Annotated in this window: 23 protein-coding genes; 6 read left to right on the plus strand and 17 right to left on the minus strand. The window is 60.3% G+C overall.

The genetic code is table 11. The features are described from left to right. Positions 1-10: 10 nt before the first annotated feature. The 6 genes from shc to ACWJKU_RS13520 are packed head-to-tail and all read left to right on the plus strand — an operon-like array spanning position 11 to position 8,877. On the plus strand, positions 11-1,978 hold the full coding sequence (shc, locus tag ACWJKU_RS13495; RefSeq protein WP_454142916.1) for a squalene--hopene cyclase: 1,968 nt from the start codon (positions 11-13) through the stop codon (positions 1,976-1,978). Then, positions 1,975-2,703 carry a phosphorylase family protein gene (locus tag ACWJKU_RS13500; RefSeq protein WP_454142918.1) on the plus strand — a complete coding sequence of 243 codons (729 nt, stop codon included), beginning with the start codon at positions 1,975-1,977 and terminating at the stop codon, positions 2,701-2,703. Before shc ends, ACWJKU_RS13500 begins: the two co-directional genes overlap by 4 nt. A 20-nt stretch (positions 2,704-2,723) precedes the next feature. Continuing rightward, a complete protein-coding gene (locus tag ACWJKU_RS13505; RefSeq protein ID WP_454142920.1) occupies positions 2,724-5,351 on the plus strand; it encodes an MMPL family transporter in 2,628 nt (875 codons plus the stop codon). Positions 5,352-5,404: 53 nt separating this feature from the next. Next, positions 5,405-6,793 carry an aspartate aminotransferase family protein gene (locus ACWJKU_RS13510; RefSeq protein WP_454142922.1) on the plus strand — a complete coding sequence of 463 codons (1,389 nt, stop codon included), beginning with the start codon at positions 5,405-5,407 and terminating at the stop codon, positions 6,791-6,793. 33 nt (positions 6,794-6,826) lie between these two features. Beyond that, positions 6,827-7,216 carry a copper resistance CopC family protein gene (locus ACWJKU_RS13515; RefSeq protein WP_454142924.1) on the plus strand — a complete coding sequence of 130 codons (390 nt, stop codon included), beginning with the start codon at positions 6,827-6,829 and terminating at the stop codon, positions 7,214-7,216. A 5-nt stretch (positions 7,217-7,221) separates the two neighbouring features. Beyond that, positions 7,222-8,877, plus strand: a complete 1,656-nt coding sequence (locus ACWJKU_RS13520) for a copper resistance D family protein (protein WP_454142926.1) — start codon at positions 7,222-7,224, stop codon at positions 8,875-8,877. A gap of 397 nt (positions 8,878-9,274) precedes the next feature. Here the strand turns inward: ACWJKU_RS13520 and ACWJKU_RS13525 are convergent, their stop codons facing one another. From ACWJKU_RS13525 to fliQ, 17 genes are all read right to left on the minus strand, one after another. Next, positions 9,275-9,892, minus strand: coding sequence for an HpnM family protein (locus ACWJKU_RS13525; RefSeq protein WP_454142928.1), 618 nt, complete (start codon positions 9,890-9,892; stop codon positions 9,275-9,277). 405 nt (positions 9,893-10,297) lie between these two features. Further along, a complete protein-coding gene (locus ACWJKU_RS13530; RefSeq protein ID WP_454142930.1) occupies positions 10,298-10,687 on the minus strand; it encodes a DUF2802 domain-containing protein in 390 nt (129 codons plus the stop codon). A 194-nt stretch (positions 10,688-10,881) separates the two neighbouring features. Then, on the minus strand, positions 10,882-11,358 hold the full coding sequence (locus ACWJKU_RS13535) for a chemotaxis protein CheW (protein ID WP_454142932.1): 477 nt from the start codon (positions 11,356-11,358) through the stop codon (positions 10,882-10,884). 194 nt (positions 11,359-11,552) lie between these two features. Next, positions 11,553-12,356: a ParA family protein gene (locus ACWJKU_RS13540; RefSeq protein ID WP_454142934.1), complete on the minus strand. Its 804-nt coding sequence runs from the start codon at positions 12,354-12,356 to the stop codon at positions 11,553-11,555. Beyond that, entirely contained in the window at positions 12,353-13,246 is an 894-nt protein-coding gene (motD, locus tag ACWJKU_RS13545; RefSeq protein WP_454142936.1) for a flagellar motor protein MotD, read from the minus strand. The genes ACWJKU_RS13540 and motD overlap by 4 nt, the downstream gene beginning before the upstream one ends. 7 nt (positions 13,247-13,253) lie before the next feature. Next, positions 13,254-13,997, minus strand: coding sequence for a flagellar motor protein (locus tag ACWJKU_RS13550; RefSeq protein WP_454142938.1), 744 nt, complete (start codon positions 13,995-13,997; stop codon positions 13,254-13,256). A 2-nt stretch (positions 13,998-13,999) separates the two neighbouring features. Further along, entirely contained in the window at positions 14,000-15,049 is a 1,050-nt protein-coding gene (locus ACWJKU_RS13555; RefSeq protein ID WP_454142940.1) for a protein-glutamate methylesterase/protein-glutamine glutaminase, read from the minus strand. 24 nt (positions 15,050-15,073) lie between these two features. Next, positions 15,074-17,272 (minus strand): chemotaxis protein CheA, encoded by a 2,199-nt coding sequence (locus ACWJKU_RS13560; protein WP_454142941.1) that lies wholly within the window; start codon positions 17,270-17,272, stop codon positions 15,074-15,076. Positions 17,273-17,284: 12 nt separating this feature from the next. Beyond that, positions 17,285-18,022 carry a protein phosphatase CheZ gene (locus tag ACWJKU_RS13565; RefSeq protein WP_454142943.1) on the minus strand — a complete coding sequence of 246 codons (738 nt, stop codon included), beginning with the start codon at positions 18,020-18,022 and terminating at the stop codon, positions 17,285-17,287. Between the two features lie 20 nt (positions 18,023-18,042). Further along, positions 18,043-18,429 (minus strand): chemotaxis response regulator CheY, encoded by a 387-nt coding sequence (cheY, locus tag ACWJKU_RS13570; RefSeq protein ID WP_454142945.1) that lies wholly within the window; start codon positions 18,427-18,429, stop codon positions 18,043-18,045. Positions 18,430-18,483: 54 nt separating this feature from the next. Then, complete coding sequence (locus tag ACWJKU_RS13575) at positions 18,484-19,263, minus strand: RNA polymerase sigma factor FliA (RefSeq protein ID WP_454142947.1); 780 nt, start codon at positions 19,261-19,263, stop codon at positions 18,484-18,486. Beyond that, entirely contained in the window at positions 19,260-20,126 is an 867-nt protein-coding gene (locus tag ACWJKU_RS13580) for a MinD/ParA family protein (RefSeq protein ID WP_454142949.1), read from the minus strand. Before ACWJKU_RS13580 ends, ACWJKU_RS13575 begins: the two co-directional genes overlap by 4 nt. Continuing rightward, positions 20,119-21,477, minus strand: a complete 1,359-nt coding sequence (flhF, locus tag ACWJKU_RS13585) for a flagellar biosynthesis protein FlhF (RefSeq protein WP_454142951.1) — start codon at positions 21,475-21,477, stop codon at positions 20,119-20,121. Before flhF ends, ACWJKU_RS13580 begins: the two co-directional genes overlap by 8 nt. A gap of 18 nt (positions 21,478-21,495) precedes the next feature. Continuing rightward, the gene (gene flhA / locus ACWJKU_RS13590; RefSeq protein WP_454142953.1) at positions 21,496-23,583 is read right to left on the minus strand and encodes a flagellar biosynthesis protein FlhA; all 2,088 of its coding nucleotides are present in this window, start codon (positions 23,581-23,583) and stop codon (positions 21,496-21,498) included. 93 nt (positions 23,584-23,676) lie between these two features. Continuing rightward, positions 23,677-24,819 (minus strand): flagellar biosynthesis protein FlhB, encoded by a 1,143-nt coding sequence (gene flhB / locus ACWJKU_RS13595; RefSeq protein ID WP_454142955.1) that lies wholly within the window; start codon positions 24,817-24,819, stop codon positions 23,677-23,679. 11 nt (positions 24,820-24,830) lie between these two features. Next, positions 24,831-25,607 carry a flagellar biosynthetic protein FliR gene (fliR, locus tag ACWJKU_RS13600; RefSeq protein ID WP_454142957.1) on the minus strand — a complete coding sequence of 259 codons (777 nt, stop codon included), beginning with the start codon at positions 25,605-25,607 and terminating at the stop codon, positions 24,831-24,833. A gap of 4 nt (positions 25,608-25,611) precedes the next feature. Next, positions 25,612-25,881, minus strand: coding sequence for a flagellar biosynthesis protein FliQ (fliQ, locus tag ACWJKU_RS13605; protein ID WP_454142959.1), 270 nt, complete (start codon positions 25,879-25,881; stop codon positions 25,612-25,614). Between the last annotated feature and the right edge of the window lie 8 nt (positions 25,882-25,889).

Here is a 25,889-nt window from a genome sequence, read left to right on the forward strand (position 1 = left end):
TTTCTTGCTCATGTTGAAAGAAGCGACTGCACTTTCCTCGCTCGATACCGCTTTACTGAAGCCCTACCTCGAATCGCCCTTGGATAACGCTATCCGTCGCGCCAAGAAGGAACTGCTGGGATTGCAGCACAAAACCGGCTACTGGGTATTCGAACTCGAAGCCGACTGCACCATTCCGGCCGAGTACATCCTGATGATGCACTACATGGACGAAATCGACCCGTCACTGCAAGCCAAGATCGCCAACTATCTGCGCGCCCATCAGCAGGAAGACGGCAGTTATCCGCTGTTCCTCGGCGGTCCCGGCGACATCAGCTGCACCGTAAAGGCCTATTATGCCCTGAAACTGGCCGGCGACGACATCGACGCCCCGCATATGAAAAGGACCAGGGCATGGATTCTGGCACAGGGCGGCGCGGCGCGAGCCAACGTTTTCACCCGCATCATGCTGGCCATGTTCGAGCAGGTGCCTTGGCGCGCCGTACCTTTTATCCCGGTGGAAATCATGCTGCTGCCGCGCTGGTTCCCGTTCCACCTGGACAAGGTGTCTTATTGGTCGCGCACGGTAATGGTGCCTTTGTTCATTCTGTGCAGTTACAAAGTAAAAGCGCGCAACCCGGGAAAGATCGGCATCCGCGAACTCTTTACCGTCGATCCGGAAAAGGAGAAGAATTATTTCAGCCACGTAAAGACGCCTCTCGGAAAAAGCATTCTGGCACTCGAACGCATCGGCCGCCTGATGGAACCGCTCATCCCGAAAGCCATGCGGCGGAAAGCCACCGAGAAAGCGCGCGATTGGTTCATGGCCCGATTGAACGGCGTGGATGGTTTGGGCGGCATTTTTCCTGCCATGGTCAGCGCCTATGAGGCCATGGACTACCTGGGCATTCCTCCCGAGGACGAGAACCGCCGGATTGCCAAAGAAGCCATCGAACGCCTGCTCGTCATCGGCGAAGATAGCGCCTATTGTCAACCCTGCGTCTCGCCGATCTGGGACACCGGGCTAGCCAGCCTGGCCTTGCAGGAAGTCAACAAGTTTGAAAAAGACCCGCAGATCGATAACGCTTTGGCTCAAGGGTTACGCTGGCTGGCGAGCAAGCAGCTTACCGACGAACCCGGCGACTGGCGGATCAACCGGCCGAATCTCGAAGGCGGCGGCTGGGCTTTCCAGTTCGAGAACACCTATTACCCCGACGTGGACGACAGCGCCGTTGTCGCCCACGCCCTGAGCCAGGCCGAAACCCGCGAGTTCGACGCGAACATTCTTCGCGCCATCAACTGGATCGCCGGCATGCAATCCGATAACGGCGGTTTCGGCGCGTTCGACGCGAACAACACGCATTATTATCTAAACAACATACCTTTCGCGGATCACGGCGCACTGCTCGATCCCCCCACCGCCGACGTCAGCGGACGCTGCGCGATGTTCTTGGGCAAGATGCTGAAGCAACGCCCGGATCTTAAACCGGTGCTGGATCGTACGATCGACTATCTGCGCAAGGAACAGGAAGCGGACGGCTCGTGGTTCGGGCGCTGGGGCACCAATTACATTTACGGTACCTGGTCGGTGCTGACTGGCTTCGAAATGGCCGGCATTCCCACAACCGATCCCAGCGTACGGAAAGCCGTCGCCTGGCTCAAAAGCGTACAACGTCCGGATGGCGGCTGGGGCGAAGACAATCTCACCTATCACGACACGAACCTGGAGCGCCGGGGCCGCTTTCACACCAGCACGGCCTTCCAGACCGGGCTCGCGTTACTCGGGCTGATGGCAGCAGGCGAGGCGGATTCGCCGGAAGTCGAAGCCGGCATAGACTACCTCGTCAGAACTCAAAACGCCGATGGTTTCTGGAAAGACGATTGCTTCACCGCCCCCGGATTCCCGCGGGTCTTTTATCTCAAATACCACGGCTACGACAAATTCTTTCCGCTCTGGGCGCTGGCCCGCTACCGCAACGAACGCTACGCCACGGCGTGAAATCCATCGGATTTATAGTCGCGCTGCCGGCCGAGGCTCGCACCCTCGTCCGTCGGCGTGCGGGCTTCGATTGTTTGCTGCAACTGCCGGAAGGTCACTGGTTAACGGTCTCCGGCACCGGTCCGAATCATGCGCAGATTGCGGCATCCCGCCTGCTCGAACGCAATGTCGAAGCACTTGTGAGCTGGGGCTGCGCGGCGGCTCTCGACCCCGCCCTGCGGGCGGGCGATCTGGCATTGCCTGAACGAATCGTTACACCGGAAGACGTCGAGCATGCGGTCTGCCCCGATTGGCACGAAAGGGTTCGACAGGCCCTCGCCCCGGCGCTCAGCGTCGCCGCCGGCCCTTTGCTCGGAAGTCCCGAAATCATCGCGAGTTCGGCCGAAAAACGCATGCTTCATTCTGCCAAAGGCGCGATTGCCGTCGACATGGAAAGCGCGGCCGTAGCGGCCGCCGCCCGGGCCCGGGGCGTGCCTTTTCTGGCGATTCGGGCCATCGCCGATCCGGCCGGCATGACGCTTCCCCGATCCGTCGCCGTTGCCGTCGATGAACGCGGCGACGTCAGCCTTTCGAAGCTCCTGAAATATGCATCGCGCCATCCCGGCGAATTCGTTGCATTGGCCCGGCTCGGAAAAGCTTTCGACGCCGCTGCAAACACGCTTCGCCGAACAGCCCGCCTCTTGGGGCCCGATTTCCGTCTTTCGCCGCCAACCACCGGCGGTTAACTCTCGCAACCAAAACATCGATGAGCAGAACCACCGAGCGCTTATTTATTCGGTCCATTCACTGGTGGGAGGAAAATTTTCTCAATCGGCCATGGCTGGTCATCCTGCTGTTCTTAATTGCCAGCGGCCTCACCCTCCAGTACGCCGTCGAGAATCTGAAGGTCGACACGAACACGGCGGACATGATTTCCACGAAACTGCCGTTCCAGCAGAATCGCATCGAACTGGAAAAGGCATTTCCGCAAGACGTCAGCACCATCATTCTGCTGGTCGAAGGCAATACTCCGGAAGAAACCGCCGAAGCGGTCAGACGCATCGGCGATAAACTCCGACAGAATTCAACCGACATCAAGTCGGTTCAGATTCCGGACGAAGGCGAGTTTTTCGCTCGAAACGGCTTGTTGTATCTGAGCCTAGACGAACTGGAGGATTTGTCCGCCCAGCTTGCCAATGCCCAGCCTTTCTTGGGACGCATCGCGGAGAACAACAGTCTCGGCGGTCTCCTCGACATCCTGGGCGAAGCGCTGAAGACTTCCGCAGAAGACTTCGCGATCGATTTAAACCCCTTGCTGGAGAAAATTCGCGAGGCGACCGTTGCAGCCAGCGAAGGAAAACCTTACCGCTTGTCGTGGCAGCAATTGATGCTCACCCGAAAAGAGGGGCTCGGGGTTACCAAGCGGTTTATCACCATCACGCCGGTCCTCGATTTCAACGAAATGCTGCCCGCCGAAAGACCGATCAAGGCCATCGACGACGTGGTCGCGAGCGTGTTGCAAGGCGATCTTGCCGACGTGCGGGTTCACAAGACCGGCGAAGTGGTGCTCGAGCACGAAGAAATGCAGACCATCGGCACCGGCGTTTCGATCGCCAGCGTCGTATCCCTGATTCTCGTTTGCGCGACCCTGTGGATCGCTTACCGGTCGCTCAAGCTGATGTTCGCCACCTTCGTCGCGTTGACCATGGGGTTGATTTTCTCGCTCGGTTTCGCGACCGTCGCCATCGGCCAGCTCAACCTGATCTCCATCGGCTTCGCAGTCCTGTTCATCGGCATGGGCGATGCCTATTCGTCCCATTTCTGTCTGCGCTTCCGGGAATTGGTCCTGCGCGGATTATCCCAGCGGGAAGCCCTGCGGGACACCCTGACGTCCACCGGCTCGTCGCTCGTTCTGTGCACCTTCACCGCGGCGACCGGTCTCTACGCCTTTATCCCGACCAATTATTCGGGCGTCGCGGAACTCGGCATTATCGCCGGCACCAGCATGTTCATCGCGCTGGCGACGACGTTCACGGTACTGCCGGCGCTGCTGAAAGTCATGCCGTTGAAACCGAAACGTCCCGATAAGGAAAAGAACGACTCTTCGTTCCTGCTCTCCAACTGGCCGATCCGCTATGCGCCCGCGATCCGGGTGATCACCATCATCCTAGGCCTGATCGCCGCCGGGCTGCTGTGCGACATAACCGTCGATTTCAATCCGATCAATCTGCGCGATCCCAATACCGAATCGGTCAAAACCTTTAAATATTTGTTGCAGTTCGAAGACACCTCCCCCATGACGCTGGCCTCCTTGGCGCAAAGCGAAGCCGAAGTCAAAGCCAAGGAAACCCGCTTCAAAGCCCTGCCTTCGGTCGACAAAGTCGTCAGCATCTTCGACTTCATCCCCGACCATCAGGACGAAAAGCTCGCCGTCATCAGCGATCTGGCGCTCATCATGGGCCCACAGCTCGACAATTTCCCGCCGCCTGTCCAAGACGACGTCGCCCCCAAGTCGATCGAGACGTTTCACCAGATCGTGCGAGACCGTTCTGCGGCCGGCGAAGACGGCGTGCTCAAAGCCCTGGACGAAGCTCTGACGCAGTTGCAGGCCCGCATCGAGACCACCGACGAAAGCACACGCCAAGAGATACTCGACAAACTTCAGGACAGCATTTTAGATCCGCTTCCGGCCACCATCGCCAAGCTTCGCGATAGCCTTAAAGCCCGTCCCATTTCCATGGAAACCCTGCCCGACGATCTGAGAAGCCGCTGGGTCAGCGCCGACGGACTATACCGCCTGCAAATCTTTCCGAAAAAAGACTTGAACGATCTCGAAAATTTGCGGGAGTTCATTCTGGAAGCGCAAAAAGTCGACAAGAATGTGACCGACGTGCCGGTCGCCTATCTCGAATCCATGAACGAGGCCATCAAGGCCTTTCAGGAGGCGTTCACGATTGCCTTCGTCGCCACGACCGTACTGTTACTGCTGGTTCTGCGGAACCTGAAAGATACCCTGCTCGTACTGTTGCCCTTGCTGCTGGCATCCCTGTTTACCGCCGCCACCACCGTGCTGCTCGATATTCCGTTCAATTTCGCCAACATCATCGCCCTGCCCCTGCTTTTCGGCCTCGGCGTCGACAACGGCATTCACATGGCGCATCGTCTGCACTACTTGCATTCGAGCGATGAAAACCTGCTCAGCACCAGCGAGGCGCAGGGGATATTCTACGGTTCGCTGACCACCGTATTCAGCTTCGGCAGTCTGGCTTTCACGACCCATCAGGGCACCGCCAGCATGGGCATGCTTCTGACCATCGGGCTCTTGCTCACGCTGGTCTGCGCCATGGTCGTACTCCCCGCTTTCAGTATGCTGAAGGTCTCCCACCGGCGTTGATCGTGTAAAATTCGAGCGTCTTTTTAGCCCTAGATATAATTCCCGAGGTTTCGATGTCCACCTACATTACGGATTTGCTGGCCACCCATCGCGGCAAGAACTTCGAGCTGCACGAAAACTACCTGAACACCCAAATGGTCCGGGTGCTCAAGGCCATCGGCTATGACCGCATCTACACGAAAGCCCGTGGCCCGTATCTTTATGATGATCAGAACAACGAATATCTGGACCTCTTGAGCGGCTTCGGCGTATTCGCGCTCGGCCGCAATCATCCCGAGATCATTCAGGCCCTTCAGGACGTGCTGCAAAGCGAGCTGCCGGATATGGTGCAGATGGACGTGTCCGTGCTCAGCGGCCTGCTGGCGGAGCAAATCCTGAAGCACAGCCCCGACAACCTCAGCAAAATGTTCTTTTGCAATTCGGGCGCCGAAGCCGTCGAAGCGGCGATCAAATTCAGCCGTTACACCACCCAGCGGGAAAAGATCGTCTATTGCGATCACGGATTCCACGGTTTGACCATGGGCGCGCTTTCGCTTAACGGCGAAAAAGTCTTCCGCGAAGGTTTTGGGCCTTTACTGCCGGAATGCATCGCCATACCGTTCAACGATATCAAAGCCCTGGACGAAGCGTTGCGCCGTAAAGACGTCGCCGCCTTCATCGTCGAGCCGATCCAGGGCAAGGGCGTCAATTTGCCGAGCGACGGTTATCTGCCTGAAGCGGCTCGCTTGTGCGCCAAATACGGAACGCTTTTCGTTGCCGACGAAATTCAGACCGGCATCGGCCGCACCGGTAAGTTTTGGGCCATCGAGCACTGGGGGGTGAAGCCCGACATGATCCTGATGGCGAAGGCCCTGTCCGGAGGATTCATCCCGGTGGGCGCCGTGGCGATGACCAAGCACGTCATGGACGCCGTCTTCAACCGCATGGACCGCGCCGTGGTCCACGGTTCGACCTTCTCCAAGAACAATATGGCGATGGCGGCCGGACTGTCCGCCCTGAAGGTCATCGACGACGAAAACCTGGTGGAAAACGCTGCCCGCCGCGGGGATGAACTTCTGGCCGGCATGCGAAATCTGGTCGACAAGTACGAATTGTTCCAGGAAGCCCGCGGCAAGGGCCTGATGATCGCTCTTGAATTCGGCTCGCCCAGGAGCTTCTCGTTGAAAGCCGCCTGGAATCTGCTGGAAACCGCCAACAAAGGGTTGTTCAGCCAGATGATCACGATCCCGCTGTTCAAGAATCATCGCATCTTGAGCCAAGTCGCCGGGCACGGCATGAACGTGGTGAAATTTTTGCCTCCGCTGGTGATCAACGACAAGGACACGCAGTGGATCCTCGCCGCCCTGGACGACGTCATCGCCGACTGCCACAAGGTTCCGGGAGCCATCTGGGACCTGGGGAAAAATCTTACCGGCCACGCCTTGAAATCCAAGGCGGGCTAACTTCCACATCCACCTATCAAACCGGCACGCACCATGCACCACCCCACCGCCTCTCGCAGCAACAAGCTTGTTTTCCTGTTGTTTTCCATTTGTCTGCTCCTGGCTTACGCCGAACGGCCTTGGGCTCACGCCGTGGTCACCGAATCCTCGCTGACTCAAAACCCGATTCAGCCGAATCACGCCACGACGGTAGTGCTTTTTTTCAATTCCAACGTGGAATTGCCGCTGTCGCGAGTCTTCCTGGTCAGCAAAGGCGATGTCTATCACCCGATGCCGATCGAGAAAGGCAAGAAACCGGGCGAGATGCACATTCATGTGCCGGCTCTCGAACCGGGCGAATACGCCTTGAAATACAAGGTGTTCGCCGCGGATGGACACTTCACGGAAAACGTCATCCGTTTCCACGTCTCTGAACCGCGGTAATCCCTATGTACATGCAAGGCTTGGCCAATTTCATCGATGATTTCCTCGGCGGGCTGATTCTGATCAGCTACGCCCTGGCCGTGGGCAGCATGCTCTGGAGCGCCTTCATTCTCCGAGTTTGGTCGCCCGGCTTCGTCGTCCATGAATCCGTGGTCCGCCGGTCGGTCGAACTGCTGCGCGCCGGTGCCGTTGCCCTGGCCGTCACCCAGGGACTCAAATTGATCATCAAGGGTGCGGTTCTGGCTTCGGTTCTGGGCGAACTTCCGGTCGACGCGTATGTGGGCACGGTTCAGTTTCAGGCCGGTTTGATCCGCTTCCTGCTGTCCCTGGGCTTGATCTTCGTCGCCAGCCAGTTGCGTCAGACACCGGATAAACGATCATCCTGGAATCTCGCCGCAATTTTGATCGTGCCTCTGGTGATTGCCGGCGCCTGGCTGGTGCATGGCGTGGGCCGCTTCGAAGACAGGGGGACGCTCATGACCGTGACCGTGCTCCACCAGTTTGCGGCGGCCGTGTGGTTCGGCGGCGTCGCGCAACTCTTGTCGCTTTGGCAAATGAGCCGGCGGTCGCAGGAAGCCAAAGCGCTCTGGCCGCTCGCCGTCGCCCGTTTCGGTTGGCTCGGCGCCAGTTCCGTGGCCATGCTCCTGATCACGGGGCTTCCGCTGGCCTGGACTTATATCGGCAGTTGGAACGGTCTTTTCGGGACCGGTTACGGCAGCCTGGTCGTCACCAAAGTCATCCTTCTGATCATCGCCCTCGGCTTTGCTTATCTGAACCATCGGGCCGGCCGGCTGTGGCTGAGAGAACGGCAGACGGAGGCGCTGGATCGAAAAGTTCCGCATTACATCGAGGCCGAGGCTTTCATATTGGTCGGGATACTCTTCATTGCCGCCACTTTATCGTCTCAGCCGCCTTCCGAAGACATCAAGGAACTGTCCGCGACCGTCTCCGAAGTCGCCGAGATGTTCGTTCCGCGCGTTCCTCGTCTTTCTTCGCCGACCCACGAACAACTGCTGGCCGGAGAGCCGGGGCGCGTGGCGGTGGTCAACAAGATCCCGTCGCCCGCGGCCACGGAGTGGTCGGACTACAATCACAACATATCGGGCCTGTTCCTGACGATCATGGCGCTCATCGCCATGCTGTCCTATAACAAGCGGTTTGAATGGGCCCGATATTGGCCTCTCGGGTTCGTGGGATTGAGCATTTTTCTGTTTTTCCGCAGCGATGCCGAAACTTGGCCTTTGGGTCCCATCGGTTTTTGGGAGAGCACTTTCGGCAACGGCGAGGTATTCCAGCATCGTATCGCCACGCTTCTGGCCTTCGCATTGGGCGTCATGGAAATGCGCACGCGCACCAATCGGAACGCCCAACGATTACGTTATCTGTTTCCCATATTGTGCGCGTTTGGGGGCATTTTGCTGCTCACCCACGCGCATGCCGAGTTCGAACTGAAGAGCGAATACCTCATCCAGTCGACACACACGGCGATGGGGCTGCTTTCCGTAATCATGGCCAGCGGGCGCTGGCTGGAACTCCGTCTGGCGGGAACCGACGAAAATTACGGCGGGTTTTCGGAAGGAAAAATCGCCGGTTTCGTATCCATATCGGCCATGTTCCTGATCGGCAATATATTGCTGTTCTATCGCGAACCGCTGTTCTGAAGCCGAACGAGCGAGGCCGTACCGCAAGTCTGCCGGCCCGAGCGAAAGGCCCGTCCAAGCGACGGGCCTTTTCGTTTGCGGGCTACATCCGAAGTCGCCCGCTCCCGGACAGGAACCATGCCGAGCTTCCCTGCGTTGTCAGCCTCAAATATCGGATACGGTCAACGTTCGTGCGAATGTCTACCGCCGGCGGCCGCACCGGGACAATCTCTTTCCATCTCCTTTGCGACGGCGTCGCCGCGCCGCAAAGCTCGAAATCGCGCCGGCATCCCGGAGAACGCTCGCATGAGCTTCGAATCGGCCTCCGCCCGAAATGAGAACGCCCCGCTCAAAGCGGGGCGTTCTCGAAAAGAGGGTTCCTACGGAGGTTTTTATCCCGTCCGCATGACCGCCGTTTTTATCCGGAAGTCGAATTGTTGTTGGAATAATCGGCGATCTTCTGGGACAGCTTGTTCAGAAGACTATCGAATCCCTCGCGGTCGATGACGCTGGTGTATTGCGCCTTCTTGAGCGCCAAATCGCTGATGCCGTCGACGACGATGTTGATGATGTGCCACTGCCCGTTGAACTGATTTACCACGTATTCGAATTTAATGGGTTTCTCGCCGGGCGCGGTGAGAAAATAACGCAGCAGCACACGATCGCTCTTCATGTCTTGGGCGGAATCGTACTTGAACTCCTCCCCCGAATACCCATTAAACTGAGCGGCATAGGTGGCTATGCTGAGATCGGTCAATTTCTCGACAAAGGCCGTTTTTTGTTGCTTTTCCAGCTTTTTCCAGTGATTGCCAAGCGCAATCTGGGAAACGGCTTCAAACTCGAACACAGCCTTGACTACCGGTTCGAGCTTCTTATACCGTCCCTGGTATCCCAATTGTTTAGCGTCTTTCATGACCTGAATAAGCGTGGTATTGAGCAGGTCTACGGTTTTTTTCGCATCCGCGCCAGCATCGGCGGCGACGGACAACGGCGCTAAAGCAACCAGAAATAATCCCAGAATAAACTGAAGAAACATGGTTTTCCCCATAAGTCCGAAGTCGAAATCGCCGCGACTATATCATAAATTTCCAGGCGAAACGCTACGCTTAGTTGCTGCCCTGCGACGATTTTGCGTTTGAGCAACAAACGGAATGCGTGACCGTCAAATCACGCATTCCGGTATTCGATTCACAATTCCGGGAATCGTTCTCGACAACCGGTTCGAGCAATCATCTGGAAACGGCCGTTGGGCGTGCTCGAGTGTGCGGCGGGCGGGTACGTAACGGCGCATCCAAGCGGTGCCGTCGGTAGAAAGAAAGAGAGTCGGAATCCGTGAGACGTTTCTACGCCATCCCGGCAGTCAATTGCCGTTTCTGGGATCATGCTCTTCAGGCCGAGAAAAACACCCGAACAAACCAAGCCCCTTTTTGGCGAATCGGTATCAGTTCCGTTTCTGCGCGTAGAGACGCGCCAGCAAGTCTGCCTCGGGCAGGGAAAGCCCCAGTTCGGACACCAGTTCCCGAGGATCGATGCCGTCCTTGAGTCTTTCGATCGCGGCGCGATAAGGTTGATAGCCCGTATCCTGCAAGGACAGCGACGTCACCTTCTCGTCGCACTCGCGGAGCCGCCGCTCTTGATCGAGCATGCGCCGGTCCACCTGTACCGCGGCTGCCGACAGCCCGTTCAAATCGTTTTGCTGCTTGGCCAGCACGGCGGCCAATGACGCATGATCGCGCCGCAGCATCAGGTAAGCCCGTGCCAGCGCGAGCATTCCCGCCGATAGCACGACGATCAGTCCGATCAGAATAAAATATGGGAGATGCCAGTCCATCAGGCGTATTCATCGACATGGGGCGGCGAATCGCGACTATCCGCCGGCTCCGTTTTTTTCTTTTCGTGCAAATCGGCGTTTTGCCGTTTTCGGCGTTCGTCTCGTTCAGCCTTTTCGACGGCCGGCAAAGGTCCCACGCGCTCGACAGGATGAATTTCAACCATGATCCTTTCACCGTTCCCTTGCGACATGGGTTAAAGCAGATCGAGCGCGGCCTTGTCTTCGTCGTTTAAAAACTGGTTGAGGTCGACCAGGATCAGCAATTCGCCGCCATGACTCGTCACGCCCTGGATGTATCGGGCACTTTCTTCATTGCCGACGCTGGGCGCCGATTCGATTTCCGACCCTCTGAGCTCGACGACCTCGGCAACGCTGTCGACCAGGATGCCGATAACCTGATCTTCCGCTTCGATAATGACGATTCGCGAGGCGTCGTCCGGCTCTTTCGGAAGCAGTCCGAAGCGCTTCCGGGTATCGATTACGGTAACGACGTTGCCGCGCAAATTGATGATGCCCACCACGTAATCCGGCGCTCCCGGAACCGGAGCGATTTCACTGACGCGCAGCACCTCCTGCACCTGCATCACATTAATGCCGTAGGTTTCCTCGCCCAAACGAAACGTGACCCACCGATTCACCGGATCACTGCGTTTTTCCAACGCTTCGCTCATATCACCCTCTTGCTTCTAGTGTCATCATGAAAATCACAAAGCCCCGGTGGACGACCCGAATCCGTTCTGTCTTTCGATGAGCCCGGCCGACACCGTTTCCGGTTGCCCATAGGCGCGATTCGGCAGGCCTCGCAGATAAAAAACGAGTGCCCGCTCCTACCGTCCGGCCGCATCTTGCCCGAGGCTAACGGCTCTCATGCAGTGGCCAGAGCCGGTTCATCCCGACGGAAGCGGTCTTGCGACAAGATATGATCGAGGAGTTCGGCATAGGCGGTGGCGGCTTTGGATCTGGGCATGTAGCACGACAGCGGAACTCCGGCGTCGCTCGCTTCCCGCACCTGCGTGTCGACCGGTATCACGGAGCCCCACACCTGATCGCCATAACGCTCGCGCATTATCCGAAGGGTTTGCGTCGATGCGCGGGTGCGCCGATCGAACAAGGTGGGAACGATGGTGTAGTTCATCTGCGTTTTCCGGGATTTGCCGATCATGTCGAGCGTATGCAGCATGCGCTCCAGGCCCTTGAGCGCGAGAAATTCGGACAATACCGGTATAAATAGATGTCCGCAAGCGGCGAGAGCGTTCACCATCAGCACGCCCAGCATGGGCGGGCTGTCGATCAGCACGAAATCGTACTGTTTGCGAACGGCCGCCAAGCCGTTGGCGATCACCAACCCCATGCCCCCGGCGCCGCCCTGCCGCTCGACGGTCGCGATGGCGGTGGAAGCCGGCAGTACCGACAGTCCCTCGAATGAGGTAGGAACGATGTAAGGGGCCGGAAACAGCTTTTTCTTGGCTATCGCATCCTGAAACAGGTTGTAGACGCTGATGTCGATTTGATCCGGGTTCATTCTGAAATAGCTGGTCAGGGAACCGTGGGGATCGAGATCGATCAATAGCGTACGGTATCCGCGAGACGCGAGAATCCCGCCCAAGGTCACGACCGTCGTAGTCTTGCCGACGCCGCCTTTCTGGTTGGATACGGCCCAGATTTTCATGGATTTATGGCCTCCGCCGGAGGAGTGGACGAACCCGCGGCCACCGGCTTCGGGGGCGCGTCGAGGTCCTGGATTCGGTCACCGGAAGAAAGCTTGTAGCGGGCCGCTCCGTCGGACATCAGGACGATCACCACCCGCCGATTTTGGTAGCGGCCTTCCTCGGTCCGATTGTCGGCAATCGGATGATATTCGCCATAACCTATGGCCGCCATCCGGCGCGGATCGATGCCGTTGCTCATCAACTGGTTGACCACGACGGCGGCGCGGGCGGAAGACAGAACCCAATTGGACGGAAATTCGGACGTATTGATCGGCACATTGTCGGTATGGCCCTCGACATGAATGGTGTTGTCGATTTCGCGGAAAATTTCGGCCATTCGGTAAAGCATGGGCAGAGACTCTTTCGAAAGATCGGCCTTGCCGCTGGAGAAGAACATGCCGCTCTTCATCTCGACCTCCACCCAGAGCTCATGACGCTTGACGGCGACCAGATCGTCCTGAATGTACGGCGACAAAGCCGCTTCGATCCGGCCCGCCACCCCTCCCAGCCGGGCCCGCTCCGCTTCGGAATCATCGCCTGCCGGCCCGATCACGCTCTCGGACGATATCGAGCCGCCCGGCGTCGAAGGCTCGCCGAAAAGATCCTCCCCTTTCCTCAACTGGCCGATTTGGATCGGCTCCAGCGTGTGACTCAGGTCATGATCTTTCTGCGGCTCCTTGAATACCGAGGAAAGCGACTCCGACAACACCCGATATTTGCCTTCGTTGACCGAAGAAATCGCATACATCACGACGAAAAACGCAAACAGGAGCGTAATGAAATCGGCGTAGGACACGAGCCAGCGCTCCAGATTTTCATGCTCTTCTTCCGAATGCCTGCGTCGCGCCATAGCGTCGTCACCCGTCGAGAAAACCGGTCAGCTTCATCTCGATATTCCGCGGATTCTCGCCTTCCGCGATCGAGATGATGCCTTCCAGAATCAGTTCCCGCGCCTGGTTGTTGGCCTGCGCGCGGGATTTCAGCTTGTTGGCGATAGGCAAAACGATCAGATTGGCGAAACTGACGCCGTAGATCGTAGCCACGAACGCCGTGGCGATGCCGGCCCCCAGCTTGCCGGGGTCCGACAGATTCTGCATCACGTGGATCAATCCCATGACCGCGCCGATGATTCCGACGGTTGGCGCGTAACCGCCCATGGCCTCGTACACCTTGGCCGCGCTCAGTTCCCGCTGGCGCCGGGCGTAGATTTCGACCTCCAGGCTGTCTCTGATCGCCTCGGGCTCGTTGCCGTCGACCAGCAACTGAAGCCCTTTTTTCGCCAGCGGTTCTCTCTCGTCGCCGATGAAGGTTTCCAGGCCGAGCAAACCTTCCCGCCGCGCCAGCGCACTCCAGCCGACGATTTTCTTGATTCGCTCCTGATGATCGATCGGCGGCGTCATGAAAACCCATTTCAGCATTTTGACGGCATACAAAAACACCGCCGGCGGCGTCTGCAACAGCGTCGCCCCCAGCGTCCCGCCGAATACGATCACCATCGCCGGGCCGTTCAGCAGCGAGGCGATGTGCCCGCCCTCGAGCCAGTTGCCGCCCAGCACGGCGACGAGCCCGAGAGTCACTCCGATGATGCTTAAAGGATCCATACTCAGAGATTCTTCAACTCGCCGGCCATTTCATCGAGATCGTAGACGCAGTCGGCCAGCCTGGCGTCGACGACGGCTTTCGGCATACCGTAAACGACGCAGCTCTGCTCGTTTTGAGCCCAGATGACCGCGCCTTTGGCTTTCAGCTTTTCCGCCCCGAGTTTCCCGTCCGATCCCATCCCGGTCAGCACGATGGCGAGCACTTTGCCGGGCATGCTTCTGGCTATGGAGCTGAACGTCACATCGGCGCTGGGACGGAAATGCTCCCCGCTTTCGCTTTCCCGGACGACGACCGTCTTGCGCGCCCCGCGCTCGCTCAGTTCCAGTTGAAAGCCGCCGGGCGCCAAAAGCGCGACGCCGGGCTTCAGTTCGTCGCCGTTCCGGGCTTCCTTGACTCGAATCCGGCAAATCTGATCCAGTCGTTCGGCGAAGCTGCCGGTGAAATTTCCCGGCATGTGCTGGACCAGCAGGATGGGAACCGAAGCGGTCTCCGGAATCTGCGTCAGAATCTTCTGGATGGCCACAGGGCCGCCGGTGGAAGCGGCGATCGCCAGCAAACGGAAATCCCGGATTTGCGACTTAGCGGCTGACGGCCCGGCAACGGCCGGGGCAGCGGCGGGCTTCGACAACCGGCCGAGCCGCCTGAATTTACCGGCCTGCTCAGCCAGATCGCGGACGCGGCGCCGCAGGATGCGCTTGGCCAAGTCCTGATCGCCGCTGATTTCCTGCAATTGTTTCGGCATGAAATCCATCGCGCCGGCTTCGAGCGCGTCCAGGGTGGCCTTGGCGCCCGCCTTGGTGGATGCGGAAAACATCAGAATGGGCGTCGGCTGATCCTTCATGATGCGGCGCACCGCGGTAATGCCGTCCATCACCGGCATATCCACGTCCATGGTGATGACGTCCGGATTGAGGGATGCCGCCTTCTGCACAGCTTCGGCGCCGTCGGCGGCGCATCCCACGACCTCCATATCGCCGTCGGCGCCGAGGATTTCGGTCAGCCTGCGGCGTATGAAGCCCGAATCGTCCACCACCAGAACCCGGATTGTCATGAAAACCTCTCAGCTGCTCTATGTTTAACGCAACGGGCCGTACCGTTTCATTAAGCCGGGCACATCCAGGATGAGGGCGATTTTGCCGTCGCCGGTAATCGTGGCGCCGGCCATTCCGGCTACGCCTTCGAGCTTCGCGCCCAAAGGCTTGATGACCACTTCTTCCTGCCCGACCAGGTGATCGACCACAAACCCGATGTGCCGTCCGCCGACATTCACCACCACCACGTGACCGGGTTCCCTGTCGCGCTTTCTGTCGTGCCGGTAGCCCGGAACCAGCCATTCCTTGAGATAAAACAGCGGCAACGCCCGTTGCCGGACCAGGACCACCAACTGTCCGTCCACCGTATTGGATTTGCCGAGATCGAGGTCGAGAATTTCGACGACGTTCGCCAGCGGAATGGCGAAGGGCTGCTCGTTCAGCCTGACCATCAGGGTCGGCATGATGGCCAGCGTCAACGGCAGCTTGATGGTGATGCGGCTGCCCTTCCCCTTGACCGAATCGATGGCGACCGAGCCGTTCATCTGAGCGATCCGGGTCTTGACCACATCCATGCCGACGCCTCTCCCGGAAACATCGGAAATCTCCGACTTGGTGGAAAAGCCGGGCATGAAAACCAGGTTGTAACAGTCTCTGTCGTCCAGGCGCGCGGCGCTTTCCTCGTCCATCAATCCTTTTTCCACGGCCTTGCGCCGAAGCACGCCCGGGTCCATGCCCCTGCCGTCGTCCTCGATGGTCAATTCGATGTGATTGCCTTCCTGCGACGCGGTCAAAACGACCGAACCCTCGCGCGGCTTGCCCGCCGCAACCCGCGCCTCGGGCGTCTCGATGCCGTGGTCGACGGCGTTGCGAACCAGATGCACCAAGGGATCGGCCAGGGCCTCGACCAGGTTCTTGTCGAGATCGGTCTCTTCGCCGCGCAATTCGAGCCGTACCTCCTTGTCGAGACTTCTGGCCAGGTCCCGCACCACGCGCGGAAACCGCCCGAACACTTTCTTGATCGGCTGCATGCGCGTCTTCATGACCGACAACTGAAGATCCGAGGTCACCACGTCCAGATTGGCGACCGCCTTGGCGATCTCTTCGTCGCCGAGCGCGGTCTTGAGAGTCTGGAAACGGTTACGGACCAGGACCAGTTCGCCCACCATGTTCATGATTTCGTCGAGGCGCTGGGTGTCGACGCGCACCGTGGTTTCCGCCGCCGCGGCGACCGGCGCCTTGATCGTTTTGACCGGGTCCTGAGCCGCGCCCCCGACTTTCGCCGGCGCCGGAGGATCGACCGCGGCCGGACGCGCTATCGTCTTCTTGGGAACGCCGTTGTGCTTGCCCTTGCCGTGAAGCTCGTCCAGCAGGCTTTCGAATTCGTCATCGGTGATGTCGTCGCTTCCCCTCGGAGGCTTCGGCGCAACGGCGGGCGCGGCGCTCGGCCTTCCGTTGTGCCTGCCTTTGCCGTGAAGCTCGTCCAGCAGGCTTTCGAACTCCTCCTCGGTGATCTCGCCGTCCGAATTCGAAACCTTTGACGCGTCCGCATCGAGAACGCCGCCAGGCTTGCTCTCTCCGCCCATCTCGTCCAGCAGCCGGTCGAACTCTTCCTCGGTGATATCATCGGCGCCCGGACTTTCCGCTTCGATCGCCGCGGCGGGCGAAGCGCGCTCCGGCTCGTCCGCCGATTGCTCGCATTCCGGTTCGTCCGGAACGTCGTCTCGGGCGGGTTCCAGCATCTCCGCAAGCGCCTGTTCCACGACATTCATCGCGGACGGAACGGCCTTGAAAGCGGCCTGGGGAACAGCCGCGGATTCCACGGCCGCCGGAACTTGCGGGGCAGAATCGGTTTCCGGCCGAGCGAGAATCTTCAGCCGATCGATCAGCGACCGGTCGGCCGGTTCCGGGTCGTGCCCGGACCGAATGTCCCGAAACATGGCATTGACGACATCCAGAACCTCGAGAATGACGTCCATCAAAGCCGGATCGGCGCGCCGCTCACCCTGCCGAAGCACGTTGAACACGTCTTCGGCGTTGTGACAAACGTCCACCAGGGCGGCCAGATTGAGAAAACCCGCGCCGCCCTTGACGGTATGAAAGCCGCGAAAAATGGCATTCAACAAATCGTAATCGTCCGGCGACTGTTCCAGCTCGACCAATTGGGCGTTGAGCTTTTCCAGTATCTCTCCGGCTTCCACCAGGAAGTCCTGAACGATTTCGTCGTCGAGATCGACTGCCATGACGCGCTACCTTCAGAAGCCCAGACTCGACAGCAAGCTGTCCACGTCGTCCTGATTCCGCACGGTATCCTCGTCCACCCCCGGAACGGCGGGACCGAGCGCTGCCGGCGCGGCTTCCGGCACGCTCTCGCCGGAAGACTTGAAGCGCCGTCCCGATATCCGGATCAGCTCGACCAGACTGCGCTCCAGATCCTGCACGAGCTTGATCACGCGCCGGATGATCTGGCCGGTGAGGTCTTGAAACCCCTGCGCCATGAGCACTTCGGTGAGGCTGTGCTGCACCGTCTGCAAATGCTCCGCAGCGGCGGCGAAATGCTCCGCCAGGTCTTGGCTCAGGGACTTGAATTCCTCGTAAGGCATTTCCCGCTGGCGAAAGCGCCGCCACCGGCCGCCCAGTTCGTCCGACCGGTCGCGAAGGCTTTCGGCAAGCGGCAAGATGGATTCGACGGCGTTCAGCGTGGTGTTCGCCGCCTGCTCGGTCATGGCGATGACGTAATTGAGGCGCTGTTTCGCATCCGGAATCTCTTTTTCCGTCAGATCGGCGATTTTTTCGTCCAGAGCGAAATTCGCCAGCGTGTCGTGCAGTTGCCGGGTCAGTTTGCCGACTTCCTGAAACATCAGGGTCTCCCGAACACGGCCGATCTCGTCGAGAATGCGGTCGGCCGACTCGTCGTCGCCCCGCTCCAGAGCCGCCAAAAGCGCCCGCGCCTGTTCGATCCGCCCGTCGACGGGCGATTGCTTGTCAGTCATTGGCCTCTCCGAAGATCCGATCAGGCTTCCAGGCGTTCGAAAATCTTTTCGATCTTCTCTTGCAGCGTAGCCGCGGTGAACGGCTTGATCACATAACCGTTCACGCCGGCCTGGGCCGCCTCCACGATCTGGTCCCGCTTCGCCTCGGCGGTCACCATCAACACCGGCAACTGAGCCAGCTTCGGGTCGGCGCGTACCGCGCGCAGCAGATCGATGCCCGTCATCCCGGGCATATTCCAATCGGTGATCAGAAAATCGATCCCTCCCGCCCGCAGCTTGGGCAGGGCGCTCTGCCCGTCGTCGGCTTCGAAGATGTTGTTGAACCCGAGCTCCCGCAGCAGGTTTCTGATGATCCTGCGCATGGTGGAAAAGTCATCCACGACCAGGATTTTCATGTTCTTGTTCAAGGGCGCTCACCTCGCATTCCGGTTGACTGTTTTTTCTTATGGGTATATGAGGCTTCAGGCCTGCACGGCCTTTCGCCGACGTTTCGAAGAGGTTGCGGCGGATTGCTCCGCATCCAGCCAGTCCTGCATCCTCGCCCTAAGACGCAGCATGGCCTGGCCTTGAATCTGGCACGCACGGGATTCGCTGACTCCCAGCACTTCGCCGATTTCGCGCAAGTTGAGTTCCTCTTCGTAATAAAGCGAAACCACCCATTTCTCCCGCTCCGGCAGCCCCGAGATGGCCTCTGCCAATGCCTCCGCAAACCCGGATTGGGTCAGTATGTCGACGGGCGGCGCGGCCGAATCCGCGCAATCGTCCAGGATCGAATCGCCGGCCTCCGACAGTTCTTCGATGCTGAAAATACGGCAGCTCAAGGCGTCCTGAAGAACCTGATGGTATTCGGAGAGGGATAGGCCCAGGTGCTCGGCGACTTCGGCGGCGCGGGCGTCGCGGCCGGTTCTGGCCTCGATGATCCGCATCGCCTCGGCCACGTCGCGGGCCTTGCGGTGCACCGAACGCGGCGTCCAGTCGTAGCGCCGGAGTTCGTCCAGCATGGCGCCGCGTATCCGAATCCCGGCATAGGTTTCGAAGCTCGCGCCTTGCGTGCGGTCGTACTGGCGGGCCGCCTCCAGCAACCCCACCATGCCGGCCTGGATCAAATCCTCCACCTGCACGCTGGACGGCAGCCGCCCCATGAGATGGTAGGCGATCCGCTTCACCAGCGCCGCATATTGCGCCACGACGGCATCCACGCCTGGCGCCTGTACCGAAGCGTACAACGCGATGCCGCTCATGAGGCCGCCGCGCGGGTGTACTGAATCATCCGTTCGACGAAGAACTCCAGCCGGCCGCTGGCCTGCCCCGAGATCGGCGCGGCGTCCATCTTCAGCGCCAAGGCGCGAAACGCCCGCGACGCCTTGCTTTGCGGATAGGCGACGACCACCGGGGTTTGCCTTTGGACCGCCCGCCGCAATTGCTCGTCCCGAGGCACCGCGCCCAGGAAATCGAGCGTCACGTCGAGATAGCGGTCGGTCACCCGGCACAGCTTGCCGAACAGCGCCTGGCCCTGCTGAAAGTCCTGGACCATGTTGGTCAAGATCTGGAACCGATAGACGCCGTAGTCCCGGTTCAGCAACTTGATGAAGGCGTAGGCGTCGGTGAGCGACGTGGGCTCGTCGCAAACCACCAGGACGATGTCCTGGCAGGCGCGCGCGAAATTGACCACGCCTCCCGAAATGCCGGCCGCGGTGTCGACCAGCAGCACGTCGATATCCTGGCTCATCTCCCCGAACGCGCGAATCACCGCCGCCTGTTCCGCGGACGTGAGCTCCGACATGCGCTGGATGCCGGACGAGGCCGGCACGATCTTGAGCCCCGACGGCCCTTCGACGAGAATTTCGTCCAAGCTGCGCTCGCCGCTCAACACGTGGGACAAGTTGTATTTCGGCTGCAAGCCCAGCAGCACGTCCACGTTCGCCAGCCCCAGATCGGCATCGAGCAGAACCACTTGCCGGCCGAGTTCGGACAGGCTGACGCCGAGATTGACCGCGACGTTGGTCTTGCCGACGCCCCCCTTGCCGCTACTCACGGCCAAAACGCGCACCGGCCTGGGCTGGGCCATCCGCCGGATTCCGTCGGCCTGGTCTGTGTCAAACATTCGCATGGGCTATCCAGTCTTCGTAGGAAGGCATCGGAGCGCCGGCATCTTCGGCGCCGGACCGCTCGGCGAAACACCGGTTTAATAATAGGTGAGTTCTGGCCACGTGCAGGTCTTCCGGGACCTGTTGTCCGTCGCACACGAAGGCGACGGGAAGCCGGTTTTCCACCACGGCGGACACCGCGGCGCCCAATTGGTCGGTTTCATCCAGTTTGGTCAGAATGCAGGCTTCCGGGGAAAAGCCACGAAAGGACGCCACCGCCTCTTGCATGACGCGCAACTGGCTGGCCGCGGACATGACCAGATACGATCTGACCGGCACCCCGGCGCGGCCGAACAGGGCGATTTGCTCGGCCAGACGCCGGTCCCGCTGCCCCATGCCGGCGGTGTCGATGAGCACCAGACGCTTATCGTAGAAACCGGACAGCAATTGACGCAGATCCTCGATGCTGGAGGCGGCCCGGACCGGCACGTCGAGGATGCGGCCGTAGGTGCCGAGCTGTTCGTGGGCTCCGATGCGATAGTTGTCGGTGGTGATCAGCGCGATTTGCCGGGGCCCGTGCTTGAGCCTGAAGCGGGCCGCCAGCTTGGCGATCGTCGTCGTTTTTCCGACGCCCGTCGGTCCGACCAGTGCGACGACGCCGCCGTAGTCGAGCAGATTGTCCTCGGCCAACGGAATCTGCCGTGACAGGATGTCCTGCCCGGCCTGCCACGCCAGATCGAGATCGTCGACGCCGCCCAGCCGCTCGGCCAGGTCCTGGCTGATGTTCCTGGAGAATCCGAGCGCGCTGAAACGGCGCAGCAATTCCAGCCGGGCCGGGTTTCGGCTCGCCGCGTTCTGCCAGCCGGCTTCGCTCAAATGGGCATCGATCATTCGCCGCATCTGCCGGAGTTCGCGCTGCATCTCTCTGAACGCCTCGGCGTCGACACCCGGCTTGACCGGTTCCGGCGGCCGGACGGCCGCCGTGTCCATGCACTCCTGCCGAGGCCGAGAAACCGGATTTTCGGCCGCAGGAACGCCCCGATCCTCCCTTTTCGTCATTTGCGGAACCGGTCTGCGCATGTCTGCTACAGCCGGGCTTTTGCCCAAGGCCTCGCGAAAGGCGCCTTCGGCGCGGCGCTTCGCGTCGGCCTCGGCTTTCCCGGACGCTTCGGCGCCGGCCGGTTCGCCGCGCGGCTCCGATTTGGCGCGATTCAGCAGCAGTTGCTCGTCGAAGTCGCGGGCCGCTACGATTTCCACGCCGCCGTCCACCTTGCGGTTGGACAGGATGACGGCGTCCGGCCCCTGCTCTTCGCGGACCATACGGATCGCCTGACGAATATCGGGTGCGAAATATCGTTTGATCTTCATGCCTATGCCTCAAGTCTTTCAGCCGCGCTGGCCTATGCTGGCCACCACCCGGACCTGCCGGTCTTCCGGAATCTCGTTGTACGCCAGAACGCTGAGCCCCGGGATGGAATGGCGCACGAAGCGCGCCAGCCAGGTCCGCACCGGCGACGACACCAGCAAAATGGCGGGGTGTCCTTCCATTTCCAGTTTCTGAGCCTTGTCTTGCAGGGATTTGTGAATCTGCTCCGCCAGTCCGGGCTCGATGCCGGCGCCATCCTGACCGGCCGTTTGCAGTATTTTTTGCAACAACTGTTCCAAATCCGAATCCAGCGTCAAAACCGGAATTTCTTTTTCCATCCCACTGATTTTCTGGACGATCAGCCGTCCCAGCGCGGCCCGCACCACCGCCGTCAAAACGCCGGGATCTTGGCTTCTGCCGCCGAACTCCGCCAAAGTTTCGGCGATGGTCCGCATATCGCGGATCGGCACGTTCTCCTGAAGGAGGTTTTGCAACACCTTGACGATGACGCCGAGGGGCAGGATTTTCGGCGTCAGATCCTCGACCAGGCGGGGCATCGATTTGGCGAGCAGGTCGAGCAACTGCTGCGTTTCCTGATGTCCGAGCAGTTGATGGGCGTGGGATTGCAGCAAATGACTGAGATGGGTGGCCACCACCGTGCCGGGATCGACCACGGTATAGCCCAGCGTCTGGGCATGATCGCGCTGATCCGGCTCGATCCAGACGGCCTCCAGGCCGAAAGCCGGGTCCTTGCCCTCGACGCCTTTCAGCGTGCCGTACACCTGTCCGGGGTTGATCGCCATCAATCGATCCGGAAACACTTCGGCCTCGCCCACCGTGACGCCGAGCAAGCTGATGCGATAAGCGTTGGGGGTCAAATCCAGATTGTCCCGGATGTGCACCGAGGGAATCAGAAAACCGAGATCCTGGGACAGCTTCTTGCGCACGCCCTTGATCTTCGGCATGAGCTGACCGCCCTGATTCTTGTCGACCAGCGGGATGAGCCGATAGCCCACTTCCAGCCCGATGAGGTCCACCGGCATGACGTCGTCCCAGCCGAGTTCTTTCGCTTCGGGCGCCGGCGGCCGGGCCGCGACCCGCGTTTCCGCCAGCGCGCGCTCCTGCCGCTGGCGCTTGAAAATGGCATAGGACGACGCGCCCATAGCACCGGCCAGCAGCAGAAAGGCGAAATTCGGCATGCCGGGAATCAGCCCCAACAGCCCGACCACGCCCGCGGAAAGCCCGAGAGGTCTGGGATCGGCGAAAAACTGGGCGCTGAACTGGGCGCCGATGTTTTCACTGCTGCTGGACACCCGGGTCACGATCATGGCCGACCCGACCGACAGCAACAGCGAGGGAATCTGGGCCACCAGGCCGTCGCCGATGGTGAGCAGGGTGTAATTGTGCAGGGCTTCGGAAAACGGCAGCCCGTGCTGCAGCATGCCGACGATCAGGCCGCCGACGACATTGATGAGCAGAATGAGGATGCCGGCCACGGCATCGCCGCGGACGAATTTGCTGGCACCGTCCATCGATCCGTAGAAATCGGCCTCGCGCGAGACTTCCTGCCGCCTGGCCCGGGCTTCGTCCTGGTTGATCAGACCGGCGTTGAGGTCGGCGTCGATCGCCATCTGCTTGCCCGGCATCGCATCCAGGGTGAAGCGCGCGCTGACTTCCGAGACGCGCCCGGCGCCCTTGGTCACGACCACGAAATTGATGATGACCAGAATAATGAACACCACCAGACCGACGGCGTAATTGCCGCCGATCACGAATTCGCCGAACGCCTCGATCACCTTGCCGGCCGCATCCGGGCCCTTGTGTCCCTCGAGCAGAACCACGCGGGTCGAGGCCACGTTGAGGCTCAGCCGGAGCAGCGTCGCGACCAGAAGAACCGACGGAAACACGGCGAAATCCAGCGGGCGCAACGTATAGATCGTCACCAGCAGGATCAGCAGCGAAAACGCGATGTTGAACGTGAACAGCAGATCGAGAACGAACGGCGGCAGCGGCAGCACCATCATCATCATCATGAGCAGGATGACGAGAGGCGCGCCCAAGCCGAGATTGCCGACGACCTTGATTCTTTCCAATACCGTTGCGGCCATGACGAAAACCGTGCAAAACCTTCGATGACACCGAAGGCAATCACGTTTCGTGCCGACCGGACGGCCGCGGAAAAAACTCAGGCCACGCGCGGGCTACGCGTCGACGGACCGGCGCAGGAACTCTTCCGGAACCTTGAAGTCGGTCGGCGGCGTCGGAATCTCGCCGCCGAAAACCCGGGCCGCCTTGAGCTGGTAGACGTAAGCCAGAACCTGGGCGACCGCGAAATAGAGACCGGCGGGTATTTCGCGGCCGAGTTCGGTGGATGCATAGAGCGCGCGGGCGAGCGGCGGCGCGGAAAGCAGCGGCACGCCGGCGCCGACCGCCAGGTTCCGGATCTGCGCCGCCACCAGATCCGCGCCCTTGGCCACCACTCTCGGAGCTTTCATGCTGGCCTGGTCGTATTTCAGGGCCACCGCGTAGTGGGTCGGGTTGGTCACGATCACGTCCGCCTTGGGCACCTCGTCCATCATGCGGCGGCGCGCCAGTTCCATCTGCAAACTGCGAATCCGGCCTTTGACTTCCGGCTTGCCTTCGGTTTCGCGCATTTCGTCCCTGACCTCCTGGCGCGTCATCTTGAGCTGGCGCTTGTAACTCCAGAGCTGGAAAGGCACGTCCAGAACCGCGATCAGCCCCAGCGAAGCGCACAGCCAGAACATGAACGTCATGACCAGGCGCGCGACCTCGTTCGCCGCCGGAAACAAGGACAAACGGCCGAGACCGACCAGATCGTCGAAATAAGCCGTCAACAGTCCGGCGGTCACGGAGCCGATCAGAAGAAATTTCAATACCGACTTCACGACTTCCGCGAGAGCCTGCATGGAAACCATGCGGGCCAGTCCTTTCATCGGATTGAGCTTTTCCGGCTTGGGGATCAGGTTTTCGCCGCTGAAATTCCATCCGCCCAGCATTATGGGCGCGGCCAGAGCGGCCAGCACGGCCAGGCCGAGAATCGGAAGCAGAACCTGGCCCGCCGCCAGCAAGTCGCGGACGAGATGCGCGAGCGGCGCCGCGGGATCGAAAAGATCGCGGCGGCTCAGGCGAAAATCGCCCTCCATCACGTTCCACAGGCTTTGCACTATGCCGCCGCCGAAGACCAATATCGCTGCCGAACCGGTCAGCAGAAGAACCAGGGTATTCAGTTCGCGGGAACGCGGAATCTGTCCCTTCTTCCGAGCATCGCTCAGGCGTTTGCCGGTAGGGTCTTCTGTTCGTTCCTGATCGGATTCTTCGGCCATGATGCGCTGCCCTACCGCAAAATCTCGCTCATCAACCGATAGCCTTCGTCGAGAAAACCCGAGAAAAGACCGAGGACGTCGGGCAGGCTGATGCCGATCAGAAACAGCCCCAGTCCCAGGCTGATCGGGAACCCCACCGAGAAAATATTGAGCTGGGGCGCCGCGCGGCTGGCCACGCCGAATCCCAGGTTGACCAGCAGCAAAGCCGTCACCAAGGGCAGCGAAAGCAGGACGCCGGCCGCGAACGAGCGGCTCGCCCATAGCGCCAGCCGCCGCATGCCGTCGGCGCTCAATCCCTCGAATCCGACCGGCAGGATTTGAAAGCTGTCGACCAGCAAGCGGATCAATACCAGATGACCGTCCAAGGCGAGAAACAGCAGCGTCGCCAGGATTTGGTAAAACCGGGCGATCACCGGAACCTGCACGCCGGTCTGCGGATCGATCATCGATGCGAAACCCAGCCCCATGCTGTAGGCGATGCTCTGCCCGCCGAAAACGATGGCTTCGAACACCAGGTGCAAAGCGAAGCCGATCGAGAGGCCGATCAGGCATTGCTGAACCGCGATCCAGAAACCGGACAGGCTGAACAGGGCCGCATCGGGCATGGCCGGCAAGGTCGGCGCGATCAGCCAGGTGATGGACGCTGCCAGCATGACGCGAACGCGGACCGGCACCATATGCCCGGTAAAAACGGGGATCGCGAGAAACAGGGCGCCGACCCGCAAAAAAGGCCAGGCGACGCCGGCGATCATCGCCAGGAGCTGGCTTTCGCCGAACTGCGCCGGCATGCCGTCAACCGATCAAGCCGGGTATGCTGCGGATCAGCGACCGGGTGTAATCGATCAGGAGTTGCAGCATCCAGGGGCCGGCCAGCATCAGCACGATCGCCATGACGATGAGCTTGGGCACGAAGGTGAGGGTCATTTCGTTGATCTGGGTGGCCGCCTGGAACAAGGCAACCGCAAGGCCCACGGCCAGCGTCGCGAGCAGCATGGGCGCGCCGATCTGCAGGGTGACGACCATCGCCTGCTGGCCTAAAGCGGCTATCGTTTCGGGTGTCATCTAAAAAT

Source organism: Methylocaldum sp. MU1018 (genome assembly GCF_053646775.1).